This is a genomic window from Oceanibacterium hippocampi (genome assembly GCF_900172325.1).
Lineage (GTDB): Bacteria > Pseudomonadota > Alphaproteobacteria > Sneathiellales > Sneathiellaceae > Oceanibacterium > Oceanibacterium hippocampi.
The window spans coordinates 81,618-105,407 of record NZ_FWFR01000006.1 but is presented as its reverse complement, the minus strand read 5'-3'; the positions used below and the strand labels follow the sequence as shown (position 1 = coordinate 105,407).

Below are 23,790 nucleotides of genomic sequence, written 5' to 3'. Positions count from 1 at the left end.
GCACCGACAGCCGAGCGCCACCGGAAGCAATTCCTTTCAGACATGGTCGCGCCCCTCGCTCGACATCACGGCGTCACCGCCGGATCCGCGTCGACAGTGCCGCGCGCCTGGTGGCGTGTCAGGGTCAGCGCGCGGCCGTAGACGCTGTTGCGCTGGCGGCCGAGCCGCCGGGCGATCTCCTGGTAGCTGTGCCCCTCGGCCTCGAGCGCCAGCAATTGGTCGTCCTCGTCGCGCGTGAAGCGGCGGATGACATGGTCACCCCGACGCTGGACGATCGGCTCGACAGGCACGGCGGGCAGGGGCCGGTCGCGATAGGCGACCGGGTCGACGCCCTCGCGCAGCAAGTTCCAATAGACGGCGCTTTCCGACTTGCCCAATCGTCGGGCGATGAACGCGCACGATCGGCCGGCCTCGCGCCAGGCGACCGCCCGGTCGATCTCTTCCGCTGTGAATCTCGGTTTTCGTCCAGCCAATGCAGCCTCCCCTCATGCGCCCGGATCGTCCGGGAATTCCCTGTGCGCAACGCCGTCCAGCAGCGCGCCGCCGGCCTTCTTCCCGATTCTCGTGATGGCAATCTCGCCGCTCTCGTCGTCCGGCCATCTGTCGTCGGGAACGTCGATCCCGCCGTCGGAGTGCAAGAGGAAGAAGTCACCTTCAGCCGCTTTCTCGTCCGCCGCCGTCGATTGACCTGTCGGCGCCCACTCGCCCCACTGCTTGAAGAAGAACGGCACTCCCGCCGCCCTGCACTGGTCGCGAACGGAACGCGCCCAATCAGGATGCATCGGCCGCGCGCCCGGGCCGCTCTCGCCGCCACATATGATCCAGTCGATGCCGGCCCCACGCTGCGACGGCGCAATCGGCCCGTCTGGATAACCTCGCCCGTTGAAGGCGTGAGACCCGCACCAGCCGCCAACCGCGCCGCAACCAGGGCAGGTCGGCCGATGGGGGCCACTGAAATAGCTGCGACATGTCGTGCACTGCCAGTCGATGGCGATGGCCCGGGACAGATCCACCGGCCCGATTGCCGGCTCGTAGCTGACAAAGCGCACCGCCGCCGGCGTCGCCAGCAGGTCCGGAATGCGCGCGTCGGCCGTCGCCTGGTCCTCGATCGAGACACCGAGCCAGACGTTCCGGAGCGGCCAGCTGCAGCCCTCCATCAGATGGCCGGGCGCGAGCTTGGCGAATATCTCGCCGCGACTGGTCGCCCTGGCCGTCGATCTGTCGGCCAGATAGGCTCGCATCCGGGCCGGTCGTTTGGTCAGGATCTGGAACCGGTGCTGCGCCGCCAGGCGCATGACGGCAAAAACGTGATCGACGACCTCGACCGGCACCGCCTCGTGGAACAGGTCCGACATGGAGTTCACGAAGATCCGGCGTGGCTTCTTCCACCGCAGCGGTTCGTCGAGCTTGTGCTCGACCAGCCGGATCCGGCCGTTCCAGCGGCCGTGGCGATCGATCACCCCCGCATAGGCTTGCCCGGGCTTGGAGAACCGCGCCGCGACCCGTTCCGCGTAGCAGTTGACGCAACCCTGGCTGACGCGGCTGCAGCCCCGGATCGGGTTCCAGGTCGCGTCGGTCCACTCGATCTTGCTATGGTCGCCCATGGCCCGGCCCCTCAGTTGACGGTCGCGCCGGGCGGCACGGCGGCCGGTCGCGGACGGGCATCGGCCGCCGCGAACAGCGGCAGGTCGTGCACCGCCTCCCAGTAGATCTGCAGCTCGGCGATCTGCGCCTCGCGGTCGTGCCGGTCGAGCTTGCGCAGCCGGATCACCTGGCGCAGGATCTTCGCCGAGTAGCCGCGACCCTTGGCCTCCGCGAACACCTCCTTGATGTCCCCGGCGAGCTCCTTCTTCTCCTCCTCCAGCCGCTCGACCCGCTCGACATAGCTCCGGATGTCGTCGGCCGCGGCGTTGTGCCCGGCCGCCGGCGCGTCACTCGCCGGCATGGCCGGCGCTACCTTCTTTCTCGGCATCGCTAGTCCCCCGTTGTGAAACGGCCTCAGTCGCAACCCCGGCCGACAGTCTCGCCGCCGATGATGAAATCGGGCCGACGCATCATTCTTCGTCCTCCTCCGGTGGCCGGTGGCAGCGCGCGTGATGGTCCGGGCACCAGGACGAGCCCGGCTTGACCGGCGCGCCGCACCGTGTCGGGTCGTGGCGCGGGTCGCCGGCGATGAACTGGCAGGTCGCGGCCGGTGCCGGCCGTCCGGCCGCCAGCCGCCGCGGCGGGACGCTGACGCCCCGGCCGAGCCCGCCCCGGTGCGGCGTCACGCGCATCCGTCGACCTCCGCGACCGTCCGGTTCATCAGCCCGGCCGCGGTGGTGCTGTACCAGTGGCTCGCCGCCCATTGTCCGGCCCGCGTGATGATGAAGACGACGCGCCCGGGCGCCTTGCCGGCGTGGCGTTCGACCAGCCCGTGCTGGACCAGCGCCGACAGCGCCGCGTCCGCCAGCCCGCGCTCGGCCATCGACCCGGCGCCGCCGAGATCGCGCCAGAGCCGCATCAGCTCGAACATCTGCCCGTTCGTGATCGCGTTCATGGCGCTTCCGGCAGGCGCTTCGCGGCGCCGAGATTGCGGTTGTAGGCATGGCGGAGCGCCGCGACGATCGCCGCCGAGGCGGATCCGCCGAACATCTTCTTGGAGGTCCGGCCGGTCTCGACCAGGTCGAGCGGCGACTGTTCGCCGACGACGCGGATCAGCCGTTCCCGGTCGAAGCCGTCGGCGCGGCGGTAGCTCGCGTGGAAAACGGCCAGCGCCTTGATCAGCGGCGCGCGCAGCGCGTCGCGGGTCTCCGGGTGCGCCGCGCGGATGGTTTCCAGCGCCTCGCGCACCGGCGCCTCGCCGTAATTGAAGATCAGCTTGCGGATCGAACCGACGGCGACCGTCTCGGCCGGCTCGCAGCCGTGCGCCGGGCGATAGCGGGCGATCCGCACCCCGGCGGCGTGGCAGACCTTCTCCAGCTGCAGCGCGTCGCCGTCGCCGGCCCGCGCGCGCGCCTGGTGCAGCACCGTGCCCGGCACCTGCCGGCGGTCGGCATTGATGCGCACGAAGCCGTCGGCCTGGTCGGCGAGGTCGTCCGCCTCGACGACGTAGCAGGGCACCCGGTCGATCAGCGGATGCTTGCGCGCCGCCTCGACCCGGTGCTGGCCGTCGATGATGGCGAAGGTCCCGTCGCCGAGCGGCGCCACGGTCGGCGGCTGGAAGGCCCGCCAGCGGAACTCCCGGCAGATCTTGTTGATGATCCCGCGGCTTCCCGTCCGGCTCGCGTCGCGCTGGTAACGGTCGTCGACCACCAGCCGGTCGAGCGGCAGCCAGTCCAGCACCGGCTCGGGCCCCGGATCGGCCGAACTGGCGACCGGCGCGGTCATGGGTGATCCTCCGCCCAGGCGGCGCGCGCCGCGTCGGCCGAGGAGAGCCCGCGGGCGATCAGTTCGGCGATCCGCGGGTGGTACTTCGATTCGATGTCGAACCGGGCATGCGGCGGCCAGGGATCGGCCGCGACCGTTCTCGGCGCCGGCACCGGCGCCGGCGGGACCGGCGCGGCGGTGGCCGGCACGGATCGCGCCGGCAGGCGCAGCGCGAGCAGACGGCAGCGCCGCACGATCACCGATTCCGGCCGGCCGAGCGCCCGCGAGAGCGCGGCGAGTGAGGATCCGCGGGACAGCCCGTCGCGGAGTGTCGCGATGTCCTCGCGGGTCCAGCGGGCATGGCTTTCGGCGAGGCCGATCGCGATGCGTCGCTGGTTGACCGCCCGCGCGGTGCGATCGAGCCGCCGCGCGATGAAATCGGAGCGGTGCCCCGCTTCGGACAGCGCGCGGAGTTGCGCGTCCTCCTCCGCCGTCCAGGTCCGGCGGGCCCTCATCGAACGGCCTCGGAGCCGGGCAGGGCCCCCCTGCACGAAGAAGCCGCGGGCGGAGTTGCGTCGTCATCAGCCGTGGAAAGGCCGAGACCTCCGCCCGCGCAGTGATACAGGGAGGCTTGACCGGCTGGCGCAAGGGGAGGGCCGATCGCCGGCCGGTCAGCGGCGATCGGGTTGTCGTATGCGGCGCCGGGAAGCGGTGCGGCGGCGATCCGGTCGAGCACGTACCAGGCGAGCCCGATCGCCGCCACCCATGCGAGAAGCAGGCCGAGGGCGATCCGGGCGACCTGCGCGCCGATCCGCAGGATGTCGTCCGGCGGCGCCGCGAATTCCGGCGGGTCGAGATCAGGCATCGGCGCCTCCCGCGACGGCGAAGGCGCGCCAGGTGTTGGCGGCGTCGCGGTCCCGCGTGACCACCCCGGCCAGTTCCCCGTCGGCAAGGAGTTCCGGGTGCCGGGCCAATCCCTTGGCAATCGACTCGAGTGCCAGGGCCATTATCTCCCCGGCATCCGACCGTTCGCGCTCGGCGATCACCCGGTTTTGTGCCACCCCCGGCCTGTTCCAGTCGCCCGCCTCGATCTGGGCGAGGTATCGCTTCGCCAGCGCCTCGAAGGCGACCCGGTCGGTGATGTGATGGACGATGTAGTCGTCGAGCTCGCCCTCGATCGGCCAGCAATCCTCGTCGTCGACGAGCTCCGTCGCGGCGCGGCGACGGGCGCAGCAGGATCCGCAGACCCGGACCGTCTCGATCTCGCCGGGCAGGTGATAATCCGGGCAGCGGTAGACGGTCTTCTCGTATACCGCGCCCGGCAGGACACCCGTCGCGCACTCGCGACAGTCGTAGGCTTTCCGCGCGCGCGGATAGGTGATCCGGACGAAGTCGTAGGAGACGTCGTCACCGAGCGCGGCGCAGTGGGCCCCGGCGCTCATTGCCCCGCCTCCGCGCCGTCGCCCGGCCGGTGCCGGCGGTGCGGCTTCACCGGCGGGTTGACCAGCACGTCGGCCGGCAGGCTTTCGCCGGCGTTGCGCGCCATACCGATGACGCGATCCAGCTCGCCTGCGATCAGCGCCGCCGCGACCTGCAGCGTCCGGAGCCGTGAGCGGCCCTCCCAGGCGCTGTCGTCCAGAGCGATCGAAATGACGCCGTGATGTCGTTCGACCGTACCGTTGGCGACCGCTCCGCCCTCGACCTGTCGCCGGCGCTCCTGACCGATCAGGAACAGGCCGTCGAGCCATTCGGGGATCAGCGTCTTTGTCGTGGTCATTCGGTCCTCCCGTCTTCTGCGTCTGCGGCGGCCGTCTCGACGGCGGTCAGCGCCGCGTCGAGCGCGGCCAGCGCCTCGTGCGCCTCGGCGATCTCCCGGTGCAGCTCCATGTCCCGGATCCGCGCCGCCGTGATCGTCCCGCATTCGCCGATCGCTTCGGCAGTGCGCGAGATCGCTTCCCCGCATTCCTTGGCGGTGGCGCCCAGGTGGGCCACGAAGGTCGGGTCGGAATCGGCCGGCGGCAGCTGGAAGACGCAGAGCCCGGCCATTCGCGCCAGCGCCCGTGTCACCGGCGCCTCGCCGGCATCGGCCTCCAGGTCGGCGATCACGTCCGCCGGCGCGAACAGCGCCTCGTTCGGGTTCTGGTAGCGGCCCAGCTCGGTCTTTCCGACCCGCGTGACCATAGCCGCCGATTCAAGCCCGCCGCAGAGGCGGACCAGCCGGCGCATCGCCGCCTTGAGGCCAAGATAGGACGCTCGCCCGAACGGCCGCCCGATCTCGGCGCTCATGGCCGGCACCCGCATGACGGGAAAAACGGCACAACCGTTCCGGTGACCGGGCGCGGCGCGCGGGCGATAAGGGCAGGGCGGGTCATGCTGACGGCCCCTTTTCGGCGCAGCCGTCCGGATGCTGCCGGATGAAGGCCTCGGCCCGCTCGATCGTGGTGAGCGTTACGCCGTAATCGCCGCGCAGGCGTCGGACGAACTTGGGGTCGCGGACAGCGGCCATCGAGAATTGCCGCTCGGACATTCCCGTTTGTCGGAGATAGCCGTCCACGGCCTGAAGGATGAATTTCCGGGTGCTCATGGGTCAATCACCGCAAAAAAAATTGCCCAACGCAAGTAGATTTTTCAATCAGGCAATTATTCTGCTGTTGTGGGATTTTTCGACCCCATGACAGACGAAACCCCTTTGAAGCGAAATCTTCAGCGAGTCATGCGGCAGCGAAAGCTCTCGCAGCGCGGCCTGGCGCGTTTGGCTGGCCTCAATGAGGGCGCCGTCAAGAGCATCCTCGCCGGGCGGTCCCAGCACCCCCGGCACGACACCTTGCAGGCCCTGGCAAAGGCGGTCGGTTGGGATATGCAGGAGCTCATCAGCGACCTCCCGCCAACGCCCCGAGGCGGCGACGGCATCCCGAGCGCTTCGATCCCCGAAGTGGATGTTCGGGGCGGCATGGAAGGCGGTGGCGGTTTACTCCCGTATGAAATAACCGATCAGGACGATGACATGATCGCCGATTCGGTTACCGGGCGCTGGTCTATGCCCGATGACTTCCTGCGGTCCGAACTCCGCATGGCGCAGCGGGCCGGACGCATCATCCAGATCGTCGGCGATTCGATGGCGCCGACGCTCAGCCCCGGCGACCGGGTCATACTGAACCTGGCCGATCGCTGGCCCGCGCCGCCCGGCATTTTCGCCTTGTGGGACGGTTTCGGCGTCGTCTGCAAGCGCCTCGAATTCGTGCCGCACTCCGATCCGCCGACGATGCGCGTTCTGTCGGACAACCGGAACCACCCGCCATACGACCGGGTCGCCGGCGACGTTCGCGTGATCGGGCGCGTCGTCGGGATGATCCGCCGTTTTTGAGGCCGCTCAGAGCCCGGCCGAACGGCGCATCGCCTCCAGGAAGAAGGTCCGCTTGTCGGGTCCGTCCGCGCCGCTTGCCCGGATGACCCGTTCCGCCGCCCGCAGCAGGGCGGCGAGCCGCCGGACAGGCCAGTCGCCGAGCCCGCTGACCAGCGCCTGCACGCCCGCACCATCCGGTTCGAGCCCCTTGATGTGACGCTCGACCCGGCCCCGGTCGAGCTCGAGTTCCCCGACCCACTCCGCCAGGCAGTCGCCGATCACCGTCAGGGTCGGCGCGTCCGGCGGGCTTTCGCACCGGGCCAGGGCCGCGAGCAGCGTCAGCATGTCGCCGTGGTCACGCAGCGCGTCGCCGGTCAGGTCGCCGGTGAACAATGCCTGGATCAGCGCCGGGTTGTCGGTGACCTCGCCGGTTTTCAGGTCGGTCAATTCGACGATTCCCGAAACCAGGAACGTCCGGGTCGCGTGGCGCATGTGGCATATCGCCTTGAGCTCGATGTCGCCCTTCTTGCCCTCGAACCGCTGCACGGTGATGCCGCGCCTCGACATCGCGCCCTTGGAGCCGCGATAGACGATTTCGTACTCGTCGCCGACGGTCGCCCGCCGCGCGATCAATCCGCCATCAGCACTGCCTTTATCAGCCATCGTTGTGCCCCCTTCGCGCATAGCGTTCCACATAGCCTAGTGAGCACATCCTCTGACGTCGATCATGTTGACGGAGGCTGGTTTTGCGTGTTCTCCCTTAGTGGATGAAAAAAAGTACAAATCCTATTGACTGAGTAAAAAATCTACCAGTACATTCCCAATTGATGGCAAAACCCGGCAACCTGCACGGAGACATCGACATGACGGGCGAAAGGCGGGTCGCCACCTCGACGGCGGCCGGATGGGCTGACACGGCGGTCTGGTCATGACCGCCCGGCGCGAGATCCCGGCCCTGTCGCTCGTTCCGCGCGGCCTGTCGCGCGAGCTCGCCGCCGCCTATGTCGGGGTCTCGCCCAACACCTACTCGAAATGGGTCGAGAGCGGCTTGATGCCGAAGCCGAAGCGCGTCGGCGGCCGCGTCGTGTGGGACCGCCAGGCGGTCGACCTTGCCTTCTCCGCGCTGCCAGGCGACGATGAGCGCAATCCCTGGGACGATCCGGAATGAGCGACGTGGTCCGCCTTCATCTTCCCTTCGTCGTCCGTGACGTCAGCAGGACCGGCCAGGTCCGCTATTACTTCCGGCGGCGGCCATGGCCGAAGGTTCGATTGCCCGATGTCTTCGGTTCCGACGCCTTCATGGCCGCCTATCATGCGGCCCGCGACGGCGCGCCCAGCGCATCGGCTGAGGCGATCGATCACCGGCGCGGCGCCACGGGCTCGCTCCGCTGGTTCGTCGTCGGCTACCAGTCCTCGCCGGAATTCCGGGCGCTGGCGCCGTCGACCCAGGCCGCCCGACGGCGGATCCTCGATCGGCTTTGCGAGAAGCACGGTCACAAGCCCCTGGCGGCCATGGCGCCGCGTCACGTCCGCAAGCTCCGCGACGAACGCGCGGACAAGGTCGAGGCGGCCAATGCCATCGTCAAGGCGCTGCGCGTCGTCTTCGCCTGGGCGGTCGAGGCCGAGCCGGACAGGATCGAACGGAACCCCGCTGCCGACGTGCCGCTGCTGCGAAGCGGCAGCCAGGGTTACCATTCATGGTCGATCGAGGAGGTCGAGCGCTTCGAACGGGCGCACCCGGTCGGGACGAAGGCGCGGCTGGCCCTCGCGCTGTTCCTCTACACCGCGCAGCGCAAGAGCGACGTGGTCCGCATGGGCCGTCAGCATGTTCGTGCCGGCTGGCTGACGTTGACCCAGTTCAAGGGCCGGAACCGCGCCCCGGTGACCCTCTCGTTGCCGGTCCTGCCGGAGCTGCAGGCCGTCATTGACGCCTCGCCGACCGGCGATCTTGCCTTCCTCGTGACCGGGTTCGGCAAGCCCTTCACCGCCAACGGCTTCGGCAATTGGTTTCGCCGGCGCTGCGACGAGGCCGGCCTGCCGCACTGCTCGGCTCACGGGCTCCGCAAGGCGGCCGCCGCGAGGCTGGCCGAGGCCGGCTGCTCGGAGGAGGAAATCAAGGCCTGGACCGGCCACCGGACCTCGAAGGAGGTCACGCGATACACCCGCGGCGCCCGTCAGAAGAAGCTCGCCTCCGCCGCCGTCGTCCGCCTCGAGGACGAACGGAATCGGAACAGCAAAGGTCCCACTTCCGGCGACGAGTGGGACCATTTCTGAATTCGCGCAATAAAATCAATAAGTTGCGAAGGTGGTGGAGGCCTGGACCGGAATCGAACCGGTGTACACGGATTTGCAGTCCGCTGCGTCACCACTCCGCCACCAGGCCACCGGACCGTCTGCGGTGAGCAGGTAGGCTGTATATGGCCCTTGCCGGCGGGCGTCAATAGAGCAGCCGGCGGCCGCCCGGGCACGCCGCAAGCCGGCCCGCGTCGCACGTCACCGCCCAGAGCCGGATTGCAAGCGCGGGGGGCGCGGGCTATAACCCGGCGAACGTTAGCCAACCGGATGAGAGAGCATTCGCATGAGCGACGAATTCGCCGCCGCGCGCCGCGCCATGATCGTGAGCCAGGTGCAGCCCAACAAGGTGACCGACGAGCGCATTCTGGACGTTCTCGGGCGGATGCCGCGCGAGCGCTTCGTGCCGAAGGCGCGGCAGAGCGTCGCCTATGTCGACGAGGATCTGGAGATCGCGCCCGGCCGCATCCTGATGGAGCCGATGGTGTTCGCCCGCCTGCTGCAGGAGGCCGGCGTCACCGACGACGATCTCGTCCTCGCGCTCGGTGTCGGCACCGGCTATCCGGCCGCCGTACTCGGCGCGCTGGCCGGCGCCGTGGTTGCGATCGAAAGCGACGCGGGGCTGGCCGAGAAGGCGACCGAGCGGCTTTCCGAACTCGAGGTCAGCAACGCCACCGTCGTCGTTGCGCCGCTCGCCGAGGGCTATGCCGCCGACGCGCCCTACAACGTGATCTTCATCAACGGCTCGGTCGAGACCCTTCCCGACGCGCTGTTCGACCAGCTCGCCGATGGCGGTCGCCTGGTCACGGTGGAGGGCGCCCATGCCGGCGCTGCGGTGGTCTATCTCCGTCACGGCGATCAGATCGACCGCCGGGTGCTGTTCGACGCCTCGGTGCCGGTCCTGCCGGAATTCCGCCGCGAGCCGGCCTTCACCTTCTGACCGGGCCCGGCATCGCGGACCGGCCCGTCATGCGGGAGCGCGTCGGCGAAAGCGGTTCGCGTCCGTGCCGGTGTTCATGCGTCGAGCGATTTCACAATACTAAACCTTGAGTCCGACAGCGTTTTCGTCCAAGAATGTCGCGTCTTACTTGGGGTTTCCCATAGCGGCAAGGAACTCGGCATGCGGAATGCGATACGGTCAGTCGCGCTGCCCGGACTGGCGATTGCGGCAATGACGGTATTCGGGGCCTCGGCACAGTCCGAGACGCTTACCGATGCCCTCGTGTTGACCTACCAGAACAATCCCACGCTCGCCGCCGAACGGGCGAATCTGCGCGCCACGGACGAGACCGTCCCGCAGGCGCTGTCCGGCTGGCGGCCGACCGTGGTGGTCTCGGCCGACGCCGGCGTTCGTACCGAAGGCGTCGAATCCAGCTCCACATTCAGCGGTCGCTACAGCGAGGATACCCGGTTTCCCCGCTCCGCCGACCTGACCGTCTCCCAGCCGCTCTACCGCGGCGGGCGGACCGTCTCCGCGACCAGCGCGGCCGAGGCGCAGGTGGAAGCCGGGCGCGCCCGGCTGACCAGCACCGAACAGGACGTGCTGCTGTTCGGCGTGACCGCCTACATGAACGTGCTGCGCGACCAGGCCGTGCTGCAGCTGACCCGCAACAACGAGTCGGTGATCAGCAAGCAGCTCGATGCCTCGCGCGACCGCTTCGATGTCGGCGAGATCACCCGCACCGACGTGGTCCAGGCCGAGGCGCGGCTTTCGCGCGCGGTGTCCGATCGCGTCCAGGCCGAGGGCAACCTGATCGCCAGCCGGGCCAATTACCAGCGTATCGTCGGCCAGCTGCCGGGCGAGCTGCAGCCGCCGCCGCCCTTGCCGCCGCTGCCGGCGAGCGAGGCCGAGGCGATCGAGGCCGCTCGGGTCGAGAATCCGACTGTCGTCTTCGCGCGCTTCAGCGAGGAAGCCTCGCGCCACGATATCCGGACGGTCTCGGGCGAATTGCTGCCGACGCTGTCGCTGCAGGCCCAGGCCAGTCATCTGTTGGATGCCTCCTCGTCGACCGAGCAGAGCGATTCCGCGCAGCTTCTGGCCCGCCTCTCGGTGCCGCTCTATCAGTCCGGCTCGGTGTACAGCCGGGTTCGCCAGCGCCGCCAGGTCAACAGCCAGCGCAAGGTGCAAATCAGCGAGGCCGAACGCCAGGTGACCGAGGGCGTCATCCAGGCCTGGCAGCGCCTGCAGACCGCGCTTGCCCAGATCGAGGCCAACAGCGAGCAGGTGAAGGCCAACGAGATCGCCCGCGAAGGCGTCCAGCAGGAAGCCCAGGTCGGCTCGCGGACCACCCTCGACGTGCTCGACGCCGAGCAGGAACTGCTCGATTCCCAGGTTGCCCTGGTGCGCGCCGAACGGGACCGCTACGTCGCCGCCTTCGAGGTCCTGTCCTCGATCGGCCGGCTGACCGCGACCCGTCTCGGGCTGCCGGTCGAAGGCTACGATCCCACGGCGAATTACCAGCGAGTCCGTGACAAGTGGGTCGGCACCGACGGCGGGCTGGAATAGTCTTCGCCGTTCCGACACGCGGTCGCTCGCCGATTTTGCCGGCGGGTTACGTTCTGGTAATTGGTTATTGGCTGCATTAGGGTGACGATGCCAAGGCGCATCCGGCCCTGATAACGGCAGGATATCGAATATGAGCGACGCGAAATCCCAGCAAGAACCGACCATGGAAGAGATCCTCGCTTCCATCCGCCGGATCATTTCCGAAGACGGCGAGGGCGAAGGCGAGGGCGAGACGCCGAAGAAGGCCGAGGCGGAAGCTGCCGAGCCCGAGGCGCCGGCCGAGGAAGCCGAACCCGAGGCGGCCGATGAGGTGCTCGAGCTGACCGACATGGTCACCGACGAGGGTGAGGTCGTGTCGCTGGCCGAAACACCGGAGCCGGAACCCGAGGCGGAGGCCGAACCCGACCTCCCCGAAACCGATCTGGCGTTCGAGAGCGAACCGGAACCCGAGCCGGAACCCGAACCCGAACCCGAGCCGGAACCCGAGCCCGAGCCGGAGCCGGAACCGTTCGCGGCGGCGCCCGAGCCGGAACCGGAACCGGAACCCGAGCCGCTGCAACGGCCGCAGACGGCCATCGACGAAGGATTGCTGTCGCAGATGACCCAGCAGACGACGGCACGCGCGTTTTCCGAGCTTTCCGGCGTGGTATCGGCTTCCCGCGGGGTCGGGATCGGTGCCGGGCACCGGACGCTCGAGGATCTGGTCAAGGGCCTGCTGCGCCCGATGCTGAAGGAATGGCTCGACGAGAATTTGCCGGGCATCGTCAATCGCATCGTCGAGCGCGAGGTCGCGAAGCTCGTAGGCCGCGCCGAGGACAACGATCAGTCCCTCGGCGACTAAGTCCCGCCAGCGCGGGCGAGCCCAGACGCGGACCGGCAGCGATGCCCGGGCCGCTCCTTGAAAAGTGATAATCAGGAAGGTTCAGCAATGCTGGACAAGACTTATCGACCGTCCGAGGTCGAGCGCGACATCTATCAGCGTTGGGAAGACGCCAACGCCTTCGCCTGCGGCCGGCGGCCGGACGCGAAACCCTACGCGATCGTCATTCCGCCGCCGAATGTCACCGGCAGCCTGCATATGGGGCACGCGCTCAACAACACGCTCCAGGATGTGATCGTCCGCTACCGGCGCATGCAGGGCTACGACGTGCTCTGGCAGCCCGGCACCGACCATGCCGGCATCGCGACCCAGATGGTGGTCGAGCGCCAGCTCGAGGCGGCCGGCCAGAAGCGCCGGGATCTCGGCCGCGATGCCTTCGTCGAGAAGGTCTGGGACTGGAAGGCCGAATCCGGCGGCACGATCATCGGCCAGCTGCGCCGGCTCGGCGCCTCCTGCGACTGGTCGCGCGAACGCTTCACCATGGACGAGGGGCTGTCGCGCGCCGTCCGCAAGGTCTTCGTCCAGCTCTACAAGGACGGCCTGGTCTATCGCGACAAGCGGCTGGTCAACTGGGACCCGAAGCTGCACACGGCGATATCCGATCTCGAGGTCGAATCGCGCGAGACGGCCGGGAACATGTGGTATTTCCGCTACCCGGTCGAGGGCGAGGCGGGCCGCTTCATCACCGTGGCGACGACCCGGCCGGAAACCATGCTGGGCGATTCCGGCGTCGCCGTGCATCCGGACGACGAACGCTATGCCGGGCTGATCGGCAAGCACTGCATCCTGCCGCTGGTCGGTCGCCGGATTCCGATCGTCGCCGACGACTATGCCGATCCGGAGCAGGGGTCGGGCGCGGTCAAGATCACCCCGGCGCATGACTTCAACGATTTCGAGGTCGGCCGCCGGCAGGATCTCGAGGTCATCAACATCTTCGACGAGAACGCGGCGCTGAACGAGAACGTGCCCGAGGCCTATCGCGGCCTCGACCGTTTCGAGGCCCGCAAGCGTGTGGTCGCGGCGATGGAGGCCGAAGGCTTCCTCGACCGGATCGAGCCGCATACCCACATGGTGCCGTTCGGCGACCGTTCCGGCGTCGTCATCGAACCCTGGCTGACCGACCAGTGGTTCGTCGATGCCAAGACGCTCGCCAGGCCGGCGATCGAGGCGGTCGAGAGCGGCAGGACCCGTTTCGTGCCGAAGCAGTGGGAAAACACCTATTACGAGTGGATGCGCAACATCCAGCCCTGGTGCGTGTCGCGCCAGCTCTGGTGGGGCCACCAGATCCCGGCCTGGTTCGGCCCGGACGGCACGATCTTCGTCGAGGAGAGCGAGGAGGAGGCCACGGCCGCCGCGGAGGCCCATTACGGCAAGACGGTTGAACTGACGCGCGAGGAGGACGTTCTCGACACCTGGTTCTCTTCCGCCCTCTGGCCGTTCTCGACCCTCGGCTGGCCGGACGAGACGCCGGAAGTCGCGCGCTATTACCCGACCGGCCTGCTGGTCACCGGCTTCGACATCATCTTCTTCTGGGTCGCCCGGATGATGATGATGGGTCTCCATTTCATGAAGGAGATCCCGTTCGACACGGTCTATATCCACGCTCTGGTTCGCGACGAGCAGGGCCAGAAGATGTCGAAGTCGAAGGGCAACGTCATCGATCCGCTGGAACTGATCGAGAAATACGGCGCCGACGCGCTCCGTTTCACCCTGATCGCCATGGAGGCCCAGGGCCGCGACATCAAGCTCGCCGAGCAGCGCGTCGAAGGCTACCGGAATTTCGGCACCAAGCTCTGGAACGCCGCGCGCTTCTGCGAGATGAACGAATGCGCCGCGCCGGCCGGCTTCGTGCCCACGGGCCTGAACGAAACCCTGAACCGCTGGATCGTCGGCCAGCTCGCCGCCGCCTGCAAGTCGGTCGAGGAGGCGCTTGCCGCCTATCGCTACAACGATGCCGCGGCGGCGATCTACGGCTTCACCTGGGGTACCTTCTGCGACTGGTACCTGGAACTCGCCAAGCCGCTGCTGCAGGGCGACGGCGGCCCGGGCCAGGCCGAGACGCGGGCGACCGCGGGCTGGGTGCTGGACCAGCTGCTGAAGCTGATGCATCCCTTCATGCCGTTCATCACCGAGACCCTCTGGGCGCGCCCGGGGCAGTCGCGTGACGGCCTGCTGATGCTCGCCGACTGGCCGGTGCTGGGCGACGACCTGGTCGATGCCGAGGCCGATGCCGAGATCGACTGGCTGATCCGCATGATCACCGGGATCCGCGCCGTGCGTACCGAGATGAACGTGCCGCCGGGGGCCCGCGTGCCGCTGATCCTGAACGGCGCCGAGGCGGCGACGAAGGCCAGGCTCGAGCGGACTGGCGAGTTGCTGGCCCGGCTCGCGCGGGTCGCCGGCGTGAGCTTCGACGAGGCCCTGCCGAAGGGTGCGATCCAGACCGTGGTCGACGAGGCGACGCTGGTTCTGCCGCTCGCCGACGTCATCGATATCGGGCAGGAGCGGGACCGACTTGCCCGCGAGATCGACAAGTGCGACGGGCTGATCGCCGGTCTGGAGAAGAAGCTCGGCAACGAGAAGTTCGTGTCCCGGGCGCCGGCCGAGATCGTCGAGGCGGAACGGGCGCGCAAGAGCGATGCCGAGCAGACCCGCGCGAAGCTCGCCGAGGCACTGGGCCGGCTCACCGGCAGCGGCTGACAGGCCGGCCGCGAAGACCGAGGGAATGGGAATGGAAGCCGGCGCCCGGGGCGCCGCTGGAGGAGAGGGAACGATGGACGCCAAGACTTTCGACAAATCCAAGCTGCCGAGCCGGCACACGACCGTGGGCGCATCGCGCGCGCCGCATCGTTCCTACTATTACGCGATGGGGCTGACCGAGGAAGAGATCGCCCAGCCCTTCGTCGGCGTCGTCACCACCTGGAACGAGGCCGCGCCCTGCAACATCTCGCTTGCCCGCCAGGCCCAGTCGGTCAAGGTCGGGGTGCAGGAGGCGAGCGGCACGCCGCGCGAATTCACCACGATCACCGTGACCGACGGCATCGCCATGGGCCACGAGGGGATGAAGTCGAGCCTCGTCAGCCGTGACGTGATCGCCGATTCGGTCGAACTGACGATGCGCGGCCACTGCTACGACGCCATGGTCGGCCTCGCCGGCTGCGACAAGTCGCTGCCCGGGCTGATGATGGCCATGGTCCGCCTGAACGTGCCGTCGATCTTCATGTATGGCGGCTCGATCCTGCCCGGCCGCTTCCACGGCAAGGACGTGACCGTCGTCGATGTCTTCGAGGGCGTCGGCCAGCATGCCGCCGGCAACATGTCGGACGAGGACCTGCACGAACTGGAATGCGTCGCCTGCCCGTCGGCCGGGTCCTGCGGCGGCCAGTTCACCGCCAACACGATGGCCTGCGTCTCCGAGGCGATCGGCCTCGCGCTGCCGGGTTCCGCCGGCGCGCCGGCGCCCTACGAGAGCCGCGACGAATATGCCCGCGCCTCCGGCCAGCAGGTGATGAACCTGATCGCCAGCAACCTGCGGCCGCGCGATATCGTGACCCGCAAGGCGCTGGAGAATGCCGCCGTCATCATCGCCGCCTCGGGCGGTTCGACCAACGGCGGGCTGCATCTGCCGGCGATCGCCCACGAGGCCGGCATCGATTTCGATCTCGACGACGTGGTCGAGATCTTCCGCCGCACCCCCTATATCGCCGACCTGAAGCCCGGTGGCCGCTACGTCGCCAAGGACATGTTCGAGATCGGCGGCGTGCAGGTGCTGATGAAGACGCTGCTCGACGGCGGCTACCTGCACGGCGACTGCATCACCGTGACCGGCAAGACGATCGCGGAGAATCTCGCCGACGTCGTCTTCCCGACCAACCAGGACGTCATCCGCCCGATCACCGATCCGATCACGCCGACCGGCGGCGTCGTCGGCCTGAAGGGCAACCTTGCCCCGGACGGCGCGATCGTGAAGGTAGCCGGCATGGCGCGCCAGCAGCATTCCGGCCCGGCCCGGGTCTTCGATTGCGAGGAAGACGCCTTCGACGCGGTGCAGCGCCGTGACTACAAGGAAGGCGACGTCATCGTCATCCGCTACGAGGGTCCGAAGGGCGGCCCGGGCATGCGCGAGATGCTGTCGACCACGGCGGCCATCTACGGCCAGGGCATGGGCGAGAAGGTGGCGCTGATCACCGATGGCCGGTTCTCCGGCGGCACCCGCGGTTTCTGCATCGGCCATGTCGGCCCGGAAGCCGCCGAGGGCGGCCCGATCGGCCTGCTCAAGGATGGCGACATGATCCATATCGACGCCGTCAAGGGGACGCTCGAGGTCGAGTTGTCCGACGCGGAACTGGCCGATCGCCGCAAGGCCTGGACGCCGCGCAAGAACGACTTCCAGTCCGGCGTGCTGTGGAAATATGCCCAGACCGTCGGCCCGGCCCACAAGGGCGCGGTCACCCATCCGGGCGGCAAGGCGGAGGTCCGCTGCTACGCGGACATCTGAGCCGACAGGACTGACGCGCCGGCGCGGAGGCTAGTCTTCCTCGCCGGTTCGCGGTCCCTTGTAGCCGGTCATGCCGGGCAACGGCTCCATCCAGCCGAGCTTGTTGGCGAGATAGATCTGGTGATCCGGCGGAAAGGCCTCCGGATCGTCGAGCGCCAGGGCGGCGACATCGATCCAGCCGGGATTGCGCGCGAGTTCGAAGGTGAGCTGCTGTCCGCAATCGCCGCAGAAACGCCGCACCGCCCCGGGCGTCGAGCGGTAGCTCTTCGCTTCGCCCTGGGTGAATCGGAAGCCTTCCCGCCGCACGGTCACCCATGGCACTGCCGGCGCCGAATGGGCCCGGCGACATAGACTGCAGTGGCAGACATTCGAGCCGAGCGCGTCTGCCGACGCCTCGAGGCGGATCGCTCCGCAAAGGCAGCCGCCCTCGATTTTCCCGGCTTTGTTCATTCGGTTCCGCTCATTCCGAAAGTTCGCACCAGATCGGCGTGTGGTCGGACGGCCGGGGCTTGGCCCGGGGCCGCTTGTCGATCTCGCAGGCAAGCAGCCGGTCGGTCGCTTGCGGCGACAGCAGCAGATGGTCGATGCGGAGCCCGTTGTCGCGTTCCCAGGCGCCCCGCTGGTAGTCCCAGAAGGTATAGTCGTGCCGCTTGTGCAGCGTCCGGAAGGCTTCCGTCAGGCCGAGATTGAGGATGCGCCGGAAGGCGGCGCGGGTCTCCGGCCGGCCGAGCGCGTCCTTGGCCCAGAGCTCGGGATCGTAGCAATCGATATCCTGCGGGATGACATTGTAGTCACCGGCCAGGACGAACGGCTCCTCGTAGGCGAGAAGCGTTTGGACATGGGCCTCCAGACGACCCAGCCAGGCAAGCTTGTAGGGAAATTTCGGGCTGTCCACCGGGTTGCCGTTCGGCAGGTAGATCGAGGCGACACGGACTCCGTCGATGACCGCCTCGATGTAGCGGGCCTGTTCGTCGTTGTCGTCGCCGGGCAGGCCGCGCGTGACATCCTCGATCGGCCTCTTGGACAGGATCGCGACGCCGTTGTAGCTCTTCTGGCCATGCACGGCGATGTTGTAGCCCTGATCCTCGATCTCCAGCGCCGGGAAACCCGCGTCCTGGCACTTGAGTTCCTGCAGGCAGACGACGTCGGGGGCTTCCTCGCGGAGATAGTCGAGCAGCAACTCCAGCCGCGCCTTGACCGAATTGACGTTCCAGGTGGCGATTTTCATGGCTGAGGCTGTATCTGCTGGAGAACGGACGATCGGTGCCGGCGCACCGTCCATCCTGATAGCACAGGCGGCCCGTCGATTACACGGCGTAGCGCCGTCGGAAGCGGCGGATCAGATAGAGAAGGAGGAGCCGCAGCCGCAGGACGCGGTCGCGTTCGGATTGTGGATACGGAAGGCGGCGCCGATCAGGTCCTCGGTGAAATCGATCTCCGATCCGGCCAGGTACATCAGCGAGATCGGGTCGACCAGGACGGTCACGCCGTCGCGCTCGATCGCCAGGTCGTCGGCGTTCTGGGTAGCCTCGATGCTGAAGTCATACTGGAAGCCGGAACAGCCGCCGCCCTGCACGGCGACCCGCAGTTTCGCGTCCGTCGTCTCGTCGGCGGCGAGAATGGCCGCGATACGCCGGGCGGCGCGCGCCGAGACGCTGACCGGGATGTCGATCCCCGTTGGCCCGTTGTCACTCATCTGGCTAGACTTTCCCAAAAGGTATTTCTTCAACCATCCCTGATGTATGGAGCAAGGTCGCCGTTGTCAATTCGAGCGAGTGGCGCGGGCGTGGTCGCGGGCGACTATCTGGACGCGCTGAACGACCGCCTGGGCGCGGCGACGGCCGCCGTGCTGCCCGGACTCGGCGAGGCGGTTTCGGTCGAGGCGCGCTTCCGCCCGTCGCGTCCAGGCCGGGCCGGCGACCTGAGCAGCCGGGTGGCGCTCCGCCTCGCGGGAGAGGCCGGAATGGCGGCGATGGATCTCGCCGACGCGATCGCCGATCGGTTCACCGCCGACGGCGGCCCGGGCCGGCCGGAGGCCGTGGCGCCCGGCTATCTCAACTTGCATCTTCCTGCCGCCTGCTGGTTGCGCGAGACCATGCGGCTGCTCGACGGCATGCCGCGTGCCCGGATCACCGCGCCGGTTACGATGCCGCCTGAGACCGACGGACCGGCGCACCCCCTGGCGCTTCTGCGCCGCGATGTGCGGCGCCGGGTGCTCGACAATCTCGCCCGTCTGCACGGCGGGGCAGGCCGCCCGGTCGCGGTCCCGGTCCTGCCGCCGGGCCTGACGCCGCTCGACCTGCTCGGCCAGCCGCCGGAGGCGGGCGTCGATGAGTTGCGTGCCGCCGTCGCGGATCGCGGCCGCCATAATCCGGCCTTTCTCGTGCCCTATGCCGATGCCCGCGCGGCAAGCCTGCTCGGCGGCGCGGCGATGCCGTCCGGCGACGGAGCGGCAGTCTTCTCGGCCAACGAGCTTGCCCTGATGAAGCAACTTGCGGGCTGGCCCCGGGTGCTCGCCGGGGCGCTCGTTGCCGGCGAGCCGGAGCGCCTGCCGGTGGCGCTCCTGGCGCTCGCCCGGACGCTTCTCGCGATGATCGGCGAGGGCGGTCCGGTGCGCGACCCGGCGGCGCTGACGACGACGCGACATGGCCTTTTGCGCGCATTTCGATATGTTGTCGCGGATGCCATGATGATGCTGGATATGACGGCCACGGAAAGTGCGTTCTGATGCATGACGAGAGCGATTATGACGACGGCAGGCACGTCGAGGACCCGGGCCTCAAGGGCCGGCTCAAGCTCGCGGCTGCCCTCTCGCTCGTTTCCGCGGCGCTGATCATCGGCGGCGGCGCGTGGCTCAGCCTCAGGCAGGCGCCGGACGAGGGCGTGCGGATCACGCCGCCGCTGGTCAAGGCCGAGCCCGGCCCGATCAAGGTTCCGCCGGAGGACCCGGGCGGCATGGACGTGCCGAACCGGGACAAGCTGGTCTTCGAGAGCCTCGAGGGCGGGGCGCAGCCGCCGCGGATCGAGCGGCTGTTGCCGCCGCCCGAGGAGCCGCTGCCCGAGGCGCCGGTCGAGCCGGAGGCCCGCACCGCCGAAGCCGGGGCAGAGGTCGGGGCGGACGACGCGACGACGGACGGGCAGGTCGCGCCGCCGTCCGAGGGTACCGAGGCCGCCAGTGAGGCGGCAGAAAGCGCCGAGGGCGGGCTGCCGTCGAAAGTCGTGGTCGAGGAAGTGACGCCGGAGAATGCCGACAAGGTCGCCGAACTGATCGCCAAGAGCGTGCCCGATCACGGGACGACGGCGGACGAGGCCAGCCAGCCCGAGGCGCCGCAAGCGGCTGCGGCGCCTGTTGCCCCGCCCGCACCCGTGGTCAAGGCGCCGGTGGCGGAAACCGCGCCGGCGGCGGACGGCGCGCCGCTTTACCGGGTCCAGGTCGCCTCCCTGCAGAGCGAGGCCGCTGCGAAGGATGGCTGGGACCGGCTTCTCGCCCGCCATGGCGCATTGCTGAAGGGCGAAAGCCACCGCATCCGCCGGGCCGATGTCGGCGGCAGCGGCGTGCGCTACCGCATCCAGATCGGCGGCTTTGCCGACAAGGATGGCGCCGACGCGCTGTGCGCCCGCTTCAAGGCCGGCAAGCTGGACTGTTTCGTTGTCCGCGATTGAGGCGGGCCGGCAGCTCGCCGCGATCTTCGGTGTTGCCGGTCCGGAGCTCGGCGCGGCTCAACGCGCGTTCTTCGCCGAGGCCGACCCGGTCGGCTTCATCCTGTTCCAGCGCAACTGCCAGTCGCCGGACCAGGTGCGCCGGCTGGTCGACGATCTGCGCGATTGCGTCGGCCGTGACGACGCCCCGGTCCTGATCGACCAGGAAGGCGGCCGGGTCGCCCGGTTGCACCCGCCGCACTGGCGGAGCGCCCCGCCGCAGGCGGTGTTCGGGCGGCTCTGGCAACGCGACCGGATCGATGCGGTGCGCGCCGCCGGCCTGAATGCCCGGCTGATCGGCGACGAGTTGGCGCGGCTCGGCATCACCGTCGATTGCCTGCCGGCGCTCGACCTGTCGCGCCCGGAAACCACGGCGGCGATCGGCGACCGGGCGCTGTCCGACGATCCGGAGGCGGTCGCGGCGCTTGGCCGGGCGGTTGCCGGCGGGCTGGCCGCGGCGGGCGTGTTGCCGGTGATCAAGCACATGCCGGGCCATGGCCGGGCCCGGGTCGACAGCCATCATGCCCTGCCGGCAGTCGACGCCGGCCTCGCGGAACTGGCGGACAGCGACTTCCTGCCTTTCGCGCGGCTGGCCCACCTGCCGATCGGGATGACCGGCCACATCCTGTTCGAGGCGCTCGACCCCGACCGGCCGGCAACGCTGTCGCCGACCGTGATCGCCGACGTGATCCGCGGGCGGATCGGCTTTTCCGGGTTGCTTCTGACCGACGACCTGTCGATGAAGGCGCTCGAGGGGACGGTTGCCGAACGCGCCGCCCGGGCGCTCGATGCCGGCTGCGACTTGGCGCTCCACTGCAATGGCGAGCTTGGCGAGATGAAGGGCATCGCGGCCGCGATCCGGCCGCTCGACGCGGCCGCGGCGGCGCGGGTGCGGGCGGCCGAGGATTATCGCCTGACCCGGCGCTCGACCGAATTCGACATCGCGGCGGTGCAGACCGAACTCGCCGCCCTACTGGAAGGAATTTCATGGACGGCGACCTGACGCGGATCCTTTACACCGTCTCCGTCTGGGTGGCGCCCCTGCTGATCGCGATCACGTTGCACGAAGCGGCGCATGGCTGGGTCGCCTGGCGGCTCGGCGACGACACCGCGAAACGGCTCGGCCGGGTCACCTTCAACCCGTTCGCCCATATCGACCGCTTCGGGACGATCCTGCTGCCGGCGCTTCTGCTGTTGCTGAAGTCGCCCTTCCTGTTCGGCTACGCGAAGCCCGTGCCAGTCAATTTCGCGCGCCTGCATGAACCGCGACGCGACATGGTCTGGGTGGCGCTGGCCGGGCCGGGGATCAATCTCGCGATCGCCTTCGTCTCGGCGCTGGCGCTCCATCTGCTGCCGCTGTTCCCGGGCGAGGCCCAGGAGTGGGTGTTCTACAACCTGCGGAACTCGATCCTGATCAACGTCCTGCTCGCGGTCTTCAACATGATCCCGCTGCCGCCGCTCGATGGCGGCCGGGTCGCGGTCGGGCTGCTGCCGGACCGGCTGGCCTTTCCGCTCGCCCGGCTCGAGCGTTACGGCATCCTGATCCTGCTCGGGCTGCTGATCCTGCTGCCGCTGCTCGGCGGCGCGGTCGGCCTCGACCTGGATATCTTCCGCCAGGTCCTGCATCCACTGGTCGACGGCGTTACCGGCCTCCTGATGCGGGGAGCGGGATTTGGCTGACGCGCGGGGCATAGTAGACTGATGACGAGGCGCACCGGCAGGGGCCGCGCCACCACAACCCGTCACGGCGAGCGATGACGACGACCGAGAGCGAATTCGAGAGCGCGACCCGCGACGGCCTTCCGGCCGGCGGCGAGAGCCTGATCCTCGACCTTGAAGGCTACGAGGGGCCGCTCGATCTGCTGCTGGCGCTGGCCCGCGACCAGAAGGTCGATCTCCGGCGGATCTCGATCCTGGCCCTGGCCGAGCAGTATCTGGCCTTCATCGAACAGGCCCACCGGATTCGTATCGAGGTCGCGGCCGATTACCTGGTCATGGCCGCCTGGCTCGCCTTCCTGAAGTCGCGCCTGCTGCTGCCCGAGCCGCAGGAGGAGGGGCCGAGCGGCGAGGAGATGGCGGCCCGGCTGGCCTTCCAGCTGCAGCGCCTGGAGGCGATGCGGGCGGTCGCCGCGCGGCTGATGGCGCAACCGCGTTTCGGCGAGGATCGCTTCGCCCGTGGCCGCCCCGAGGGCATCACGGTGATCCGGGAAAGCGCCTACGAATGTTCGCTCTACGAACTGCTGCACGCCTATGCCCAGAACAAGGCGATGAAGGGTATCGACGATCCGGTGCGGCTGCGCCGTCAGCGCGTCTACTCGATCGAGGATGCGCTGGCCCGGCTCGAACGGCTGCTCGGCTCGCTGCCCGACTGGGCGACGCTGCAGGCCTACCTGCCGGCCGGTCTTGCCGACGATCCGTTCAGCCGCCGCTCGGCGATCGCCTCGACGCTGCTGGCCGGCCTGCAGATGGTCAAGGACGGCCGCCTGGAGCTGCGCCAGGGGACGGCTTTCGGTCCGATTCACGTGAAGAAGGCGGAACCCCGGCAATGAGCGTCGATGCCGAACATCTCCGGATCCTCGAAGCCCTGCTGTTCGCTGCCGTCGTGCCGCTCGACTCCGCCTCGCTGGCCCGTCGCCTGCCGGAGGAGGCCGACCTCCCGGCCCTGATCGAAGCGCTGACCGCACAATATGCCGGGCGCGGCGTCAACCTGGTGCGGGTCGGCGAGCGCTGGACCTTCCTGACCGCCCCGGACCTGCGGCACCTCCTGCAGGAACATCGGCAGGAGACCCGGCGGCTCTCCCGCGCGGCGGTCGAGACGCTCGCCATCATTGCCTATCACCAGCCGGTGACACGCTCGGAAATCGAGGATATCCGCGGCGTCGGGCTGAGCAAGGGCACGATGGACGTGCTGTTCGAGGCCGGCTGGATCAAGCCGCGCGGCCGCCGCAAGACCCCCGGCCGGCCGCTGACCTACGGCACGACCGAGGATTTCCTGCTGCATTTCGGCCTCGAAAGCCTGCAGGACCTGCCGGGCGTCGAGGAGCTGAAACAGGCGGGCTTCCTCAACCTCGATCCGCCGCCGGCCTATGCCCCGCCGTCGCCCGACCGGGACGAGGTGGCCGACGGTGACGACGACGAGCGCGACGATGATGACGGCTTCGCCCCGCCGCTCGGCGAGGCGGACGATCCCGATGAAATGCGCTGAAGGGAGCCTGAGCGGGATT

General features: G+C 68.9%; 30 protein-coding genes and 1 tRNA gene. 14 read left to right on the top strand and 17 right to left on the bottom strand.

Annotated features, from left to right (window positions below):
* Window positions 1-65: 65 nt before the first annotated feature.
* The 12 genes from OCH7691_RS21620 to OCH7691_RS21565 form a co-directional block, all read right to left on the bottom strand.
* Window positions 66-473 (bottom strand): hypothetical protein, encoded by a 408-nt coding sequence (locus OCH7691_RS21620; RefSeq protein ID WP_139839846.1) that lies wholly within the window; start codon window positions 471-473, stop codon window positions 66-68.
* A gap of 12 nt (window positions 474-485) precedes the next feature.
* Window positions 486-1,604: a DUF5131 family protein gene (locus OCH7691_RS21615; RefSeq protein WP_085885697.1), complete on the bottom strand. Its 1,119-nt coding sequence runs from the start codon at window positions 1,602-1,604 to the stop codon at window positions 486-488.
* An 11-nt stretch (window positions 1,605-1,615) separates the two neighbouring features.
* A complete protein-coding gene (locus tag OCH7691_RS21610; RefSeq protein WP_245826631.1) occupies window positions 1,616-1,972 on the bottom strand; it encodes a DUF2312 domain-containing protein in 357 nt (118 codons plus the stop codon).
* Window positions 1,973-2,054: 82 nt separating this feature from the next.
* The gene (locus OCH7691_RS21605; protein WP_085885695.1) at window positions 2,055-2,276 is read right to left on the bottom strand and encodes a hypothetical protein; all 222 of its coding nucleotides are present in this window, start codon (window positions 2,274-2,276) and stop codon (window positions 2,055-2,057) included.
* Window positions 2,267-2,539, bottom strand: a complete 273-nt coding sequence (locus OCH7691_RS21600; RefSeq protein ID WP_085885694.1) for a hypothetical protein — start codon at window positions 2,537-2,539, stop codon at window positions 2,267-2,269. Before OCH7691_RS21600 ends, OCH7691_RS21605 begins: the two co-directional genes overlap by 10 nt.
* Window positions 2,536-3,369: a DUF6551 family protein gene (locus OCH7691_RS21595; protein WP_085885693.1), complete on the bottom strand. Its 834-nt coding sequence runs from the start codon at window positions 3,367-3,369 to the stop codon at window positions 2,536-2,538. The genes OCH7691_RS21600 and OCH7691_RS21595 overlap by 4 nt, the downstream gene beginning before the upstream one ends.
* Window positions 3,366-3,863, bottom strand: coding sequence for a hypothetical protein (locus OCH7691_RS21590; protein WP_085885692.1), 498 nt, complete (start codon window positions 3,861-3,863; stop codon window positions 3,366-3,368). The genes OCH7691_RS21595 and OCH7691_RS21590 overlap by 4 nt, the downstream gene beginning before the upstream one ends.
* Window positions 3,860-4,213, bottom strand: coding sequence for a hypothetical protein (locus OCH7691_RS21585; protein ID WP_085885691.1), 354 nt, complete (start codon window positions 4,211-4,213; stop codon window positions 3,860-3,862). Before OCH7691_RS21585 ends, OCH7691_RS21590 begins: the two co-directional genes overlap by 4 nt.
* Window positions 4,206-4,790, bottom strand: coding sequence for a hypothetical protein (locus OCH7691_RS21580; protein ID WP_085885690.1), 585 nt, complete (start codon window positions 4,788-4,790; stop codon window positions 4,206-4,208). Before OCH7691_RS21580 ends, OCH7691_RS21585 begins: the two co-directional genes overlap by 8 nt.
* Window positions 4,787-5,125 (bottom strand): hypothetical protein, encoded by a 339-nt coding sequence (locus OCH7691_RS21575; RefSeq protein WP_085885689.1) that lies wholly within the window; start codon window positions 5,123-5,125, stop codon window positions 4,787-4,789. The genes OCH7691_RS21580 and OCH7691_RS21575 overlap by 4 nt, the downstream gene beginning before the upstream one ends.
* Window positions 5,122-5,634, bottom strand: coding sequence for a hypothetical protein (locus OCH7691_RS21570; protein WP_139839845.1), 513 nt, complete (start codon window positions 5,632-5,634; stop codon window positions 5,122-5,124). Before OCH7691_RS21570 ends, OCH7691_RS21575 begins: the two co-directional genes overlap by 4 nt.
* 82 nt (window positions 5,635-5,716) lie before the next feature.
* Complete coding sequence (locus OCH7691_RS21565) at window positions 5,717-5,932, bottom strand: hypothetical protein (RefSeq protein WP_085885687.1); 216 nt, start codon at window positions 5,930-5,932, stop codon at window positions 5,717-5,719.
* A gap of 87 nt (window positions 5,933-6,019) precedes the next feature.
* Here OCH7691_RS21565 and OCH7691_RS21560 point away from each other — a divergent pair, with 87 nt between their 5' ends.
* Window positions 6,020-6,712, top strand: a complete 693-nt coding sequence (locus OCH7691_RS21560; RefSeq protein WP_085885686.1) for a helix-turn-helix domain-containing protein — start codon at window positions 6,020-6,022, stop codon at window positions 6,710-6,712.
* A gap of 6 nt (window positions 6,713-6,718) precedes the next feature.
* On the opposite strand, the gene OCH7691_RS21555 is transcribed toward OCH7691_RS21560, so the two are convergent.
* Window positions 6,719-7,354 carry a hypothetical protein gene (locus OCH7691_RS21555; protein WP_139839844.1) on the bottom strand — a complete coding sequence of 212 codons (636 nt, stop codon included), beginning with the start codon at window positions 7,352-7,354 and terminating at the stop codon, window positions 6,719-6,721.
* A gap of 265 nt (window positions 7,355-7,619) precedes the next feature.
* Between OCH7691_RS21555 and OCH7691_RS21550 the strand changes: the two genes are divergently transcribed.
* Together OCH7691_RS21550 and OCH7691_RS21545 are read left to right on the top strand one after the other, a co-directional pair.
* Window positions 7,620-7,859 carry a helix-turn-helix transcriptional regulator gene (locus OCH7691_RS21550; RefSeq protein WP_085885684.1) on the top strand — a complete coding sequence of 80 codons (240 nt, stop codon included), beginning with the start codon at window positions 7,620-7,622 and terminating at the stop codon, window positions 7,857-7,859.
* Window positions 7,856-8,965 (top strand): tyrosine-type recombinase/integrase, encoded by a 1,110-nt coding sequence (locus OCH7691_RS21545; protein WP_085885683.1) that lies wholly within the window; start codon window positions 7,856-7,858, stop codon window positions 8,963-8,965. The genes OCH7691_RS21550 and OCH7691_RS21545 overlap by 4 nt, the downstream gene beginning before the upstream one ends.
* Window positions 8,966-9,000: 35 nt before the next feature.
* Here OCH7691_RS21545 and OCH7691_RS21540 read toward each other — a convergent pair.
* Window positions 9,001-9,074: transfer RNA gene (locus OCH7691_RS21540), tRNA-Cys, on the bottom strand.
* A 195-nt stretch (window positions 9,075-9,269) separates the two neighbouring features.
* Between OCH7691_RS21540 and OCH7691_RS21535 the strand changes: the two genes are divergently transcribed.
* The 5 genes from OCH7691_RS21535 to ilvD all read left to right on the top strand — a co-directional run bounded on the left by OCH7691_RS21535 (window position 9,270) and on the right by ilvD (window position 16,867).
* Window positions 9,270-9,923, top strand: coding sequence for a protein-L-isoaspartate O-methyltransferase family protein (locus OCH7691_RS21535; RefSeq protein WP_085885682.1), 654 nt, complete (start codon window positions 9,270-9,272; stop codon window positions 9,921-9,923).
* A gap of 180 nt (window positions 9,924-10,103) precedes the next feature.
* Entirely contained in the window at window positions 10,104-11,489 is a 1,386-nt protein-coding gene (locus tag OCH7691_RS21530; RefSeq protein ID WP_085885681.1) for a TolC family outer membrane protein, read from the top strand.
* A gap of 130 nt (window positions 11,490-11,619) precedes the next feature.
* The gene (locus tag OCH7691_RS21525) at window positions 11,620-12,330 is read left to right on the top strand and encodes a DUF2497 domain-containing protein (protein ID WP_139839843.1); all 711 of its coding nucleotides are present in this window, start codon (window positions 11,620-11,622) and stop codon (window positions 12,328-12,330) included.
* Window positions 12,331-12,417: 87 nt separating this feature from the next.
* The gene (locus tag OCH7691_RS21520) at window positions 12,418-15,069 is read left to right on the top strand and encodes a valine--tRNA ligase (protein WP_085885679.1); all 2,652 of its coding nucleotides are present in this window, start codon (window positions 12,418-12,420) and stop codon (window positions 15,067-15,069) included.
* Between the two features lie 73 nt (window positions 15,070-15,142).
* Window positions 15,143-16,867: a dihydroxy-acid dehydratase gene (gene ilvD / locus OCH7691_RS21515; protein ID WP_085885678.1), complete on the top strand. Its 1,725-nt coding sequence runs from the start codon at window positions 15,143-15,145 to the stop codon at window positions 16,865-16,867.
* Window positions 16,868-16,897: 30 nt separating this feature from the next.
* Here ilvD and OCH7691_RS21510 read toward each other — a convergent pair whose 3' ends face one another.
* The 3 genes from OCH7691_RS21510 to erpA all read right to left on the bottom strand — a co-directional run bounded on the left by OCH7691_RS21510 (window position 16,898) and on the right by erpA (window position 18,563).
* Entirely contained in the window at window positions 16,898-17,317 is a 420-nt protein-coding gene (locus OCH7691_RS21510) for a GFA family protein (RefSeq protein WP_085885677.1), read from the bottom strand.
* A gap of 10 nt (window positions 17,318-17,327) precedes the next feature.
* Window positions 17,328-18,095, bottom strand: a complete 768-nt coding sequence (gene xth, locus OCH7691_RS21505) for an exodeoxyribonuclease III (RefSeq protein WP_085885676.1) — start codon at window positions 18,093-18,095, stop codon at window positions 17,328-17,330.
* Between the two features lie 111 nt (window positions 18,096-18,206).
* The gene (erpA, locus tag OCH7691_RS21500; RefSeq protein ID WP_085885675.1) at window positions 18,207-18,563 is read right to left on the bottom strand and encodes an iron-sulfur cluster insertion protein ErpA; all 357 of its coding nucleotides are present in this window, start codon (window positions 18,561-18,563) and stop codon (window positions 18,207-18,209) included.
* Between the two features lie 63 nt (window positions 18,564-18,626).
* On the opposite strand from erpA, the gene OCH7691_RS21495 reads away from it, so the two are divergent.
* The 6 genes from OCH7691_RS21495 to scpB all read left to right on the top strand — a co-directional run bounded on the left by OCH7691_RS21495 (window position 18,627) and on the right by scpB (window position 23,771).
* On the top strand, window positions 18,627-19,595 hold the full coding sequence (locus tag OCH7691_RS21495; RefSeq protein WP_176245200.1) for a DALR anticodon-binding domain-containing protein: 969 nt from the start codon (window positions 18,627-18,629) through the stop codon (window positions 19,593-19,595).
* Window positions 19,595-20,530: an SPOR domain-containing protein gene (locus OCH7691_RS21490; RefSeq protein WP_085885673.1), complete on the top strand. Its 936-nt coding sequence runs from the start codon at window positions 19,595-19,597 to the stop codon at window positions 20,528-20,530. Before OCH7691_RS21495 ends, OCH7691_RS21490 begins: the two co-directional genes overlap by 1 nt.
* Window positions 20,517-21,569 (top strand): beta-N-acetylhexosaminidase, encoded by a 1,053-nt coding sequence (gene nagZ / locus OCH7691_RS21485; protein ID WP_217808192.1) that lies wholly within the window; start codon window positions 20,517-20,519, stop codon window positions 21,567-21,569. Before OCH7691_RS21490 ends, nagZ begins: the two co-directional genes overlap by 14 nt.
* Window positions 21,554-22,246: a site-2 protease family protein gene (locus OCH7691_RS21480; protein ID WP_085885671.1), complete on the top strand. Its 693-nt coding sequence runs from the start codon at window positions 21,554-21,556 to the stop codon at window positions 22,244-22,246. The genes nagZ and OCH7691_RS21480 overlap by 16 nt, the downstream gene beginning before the upstream one ends.
* 74 nt (window positions 22,247-22,320) lie before the next feature.
* On the top strand, window positions 22,321-23,115 hold the full coding sequence (locus OCH7691_RS21475; protein WP_085885670.1) for a segregation and condensation protein A: 795 nt from the start codon (window positions 22,321-22,323) through the stop codon (window positions 23,113-23,115).
* Window positions 23,112-23,771, top strand: coding sequence for an SMC-Scp complex subunit ScpB (gene scpB, locus OCH7691_RS21470; protein WP_085885669.1), 660 nt, complete (start codon window positions 23,112-23,114; stop codon window positions 23,769-23,771). Before OCH7691_RS21475 ends, scpB begins: the two co-directional genes overlap by 4 nt.
* Window positions 23,772-23,790: the final 19 nt, after the last annotated feature.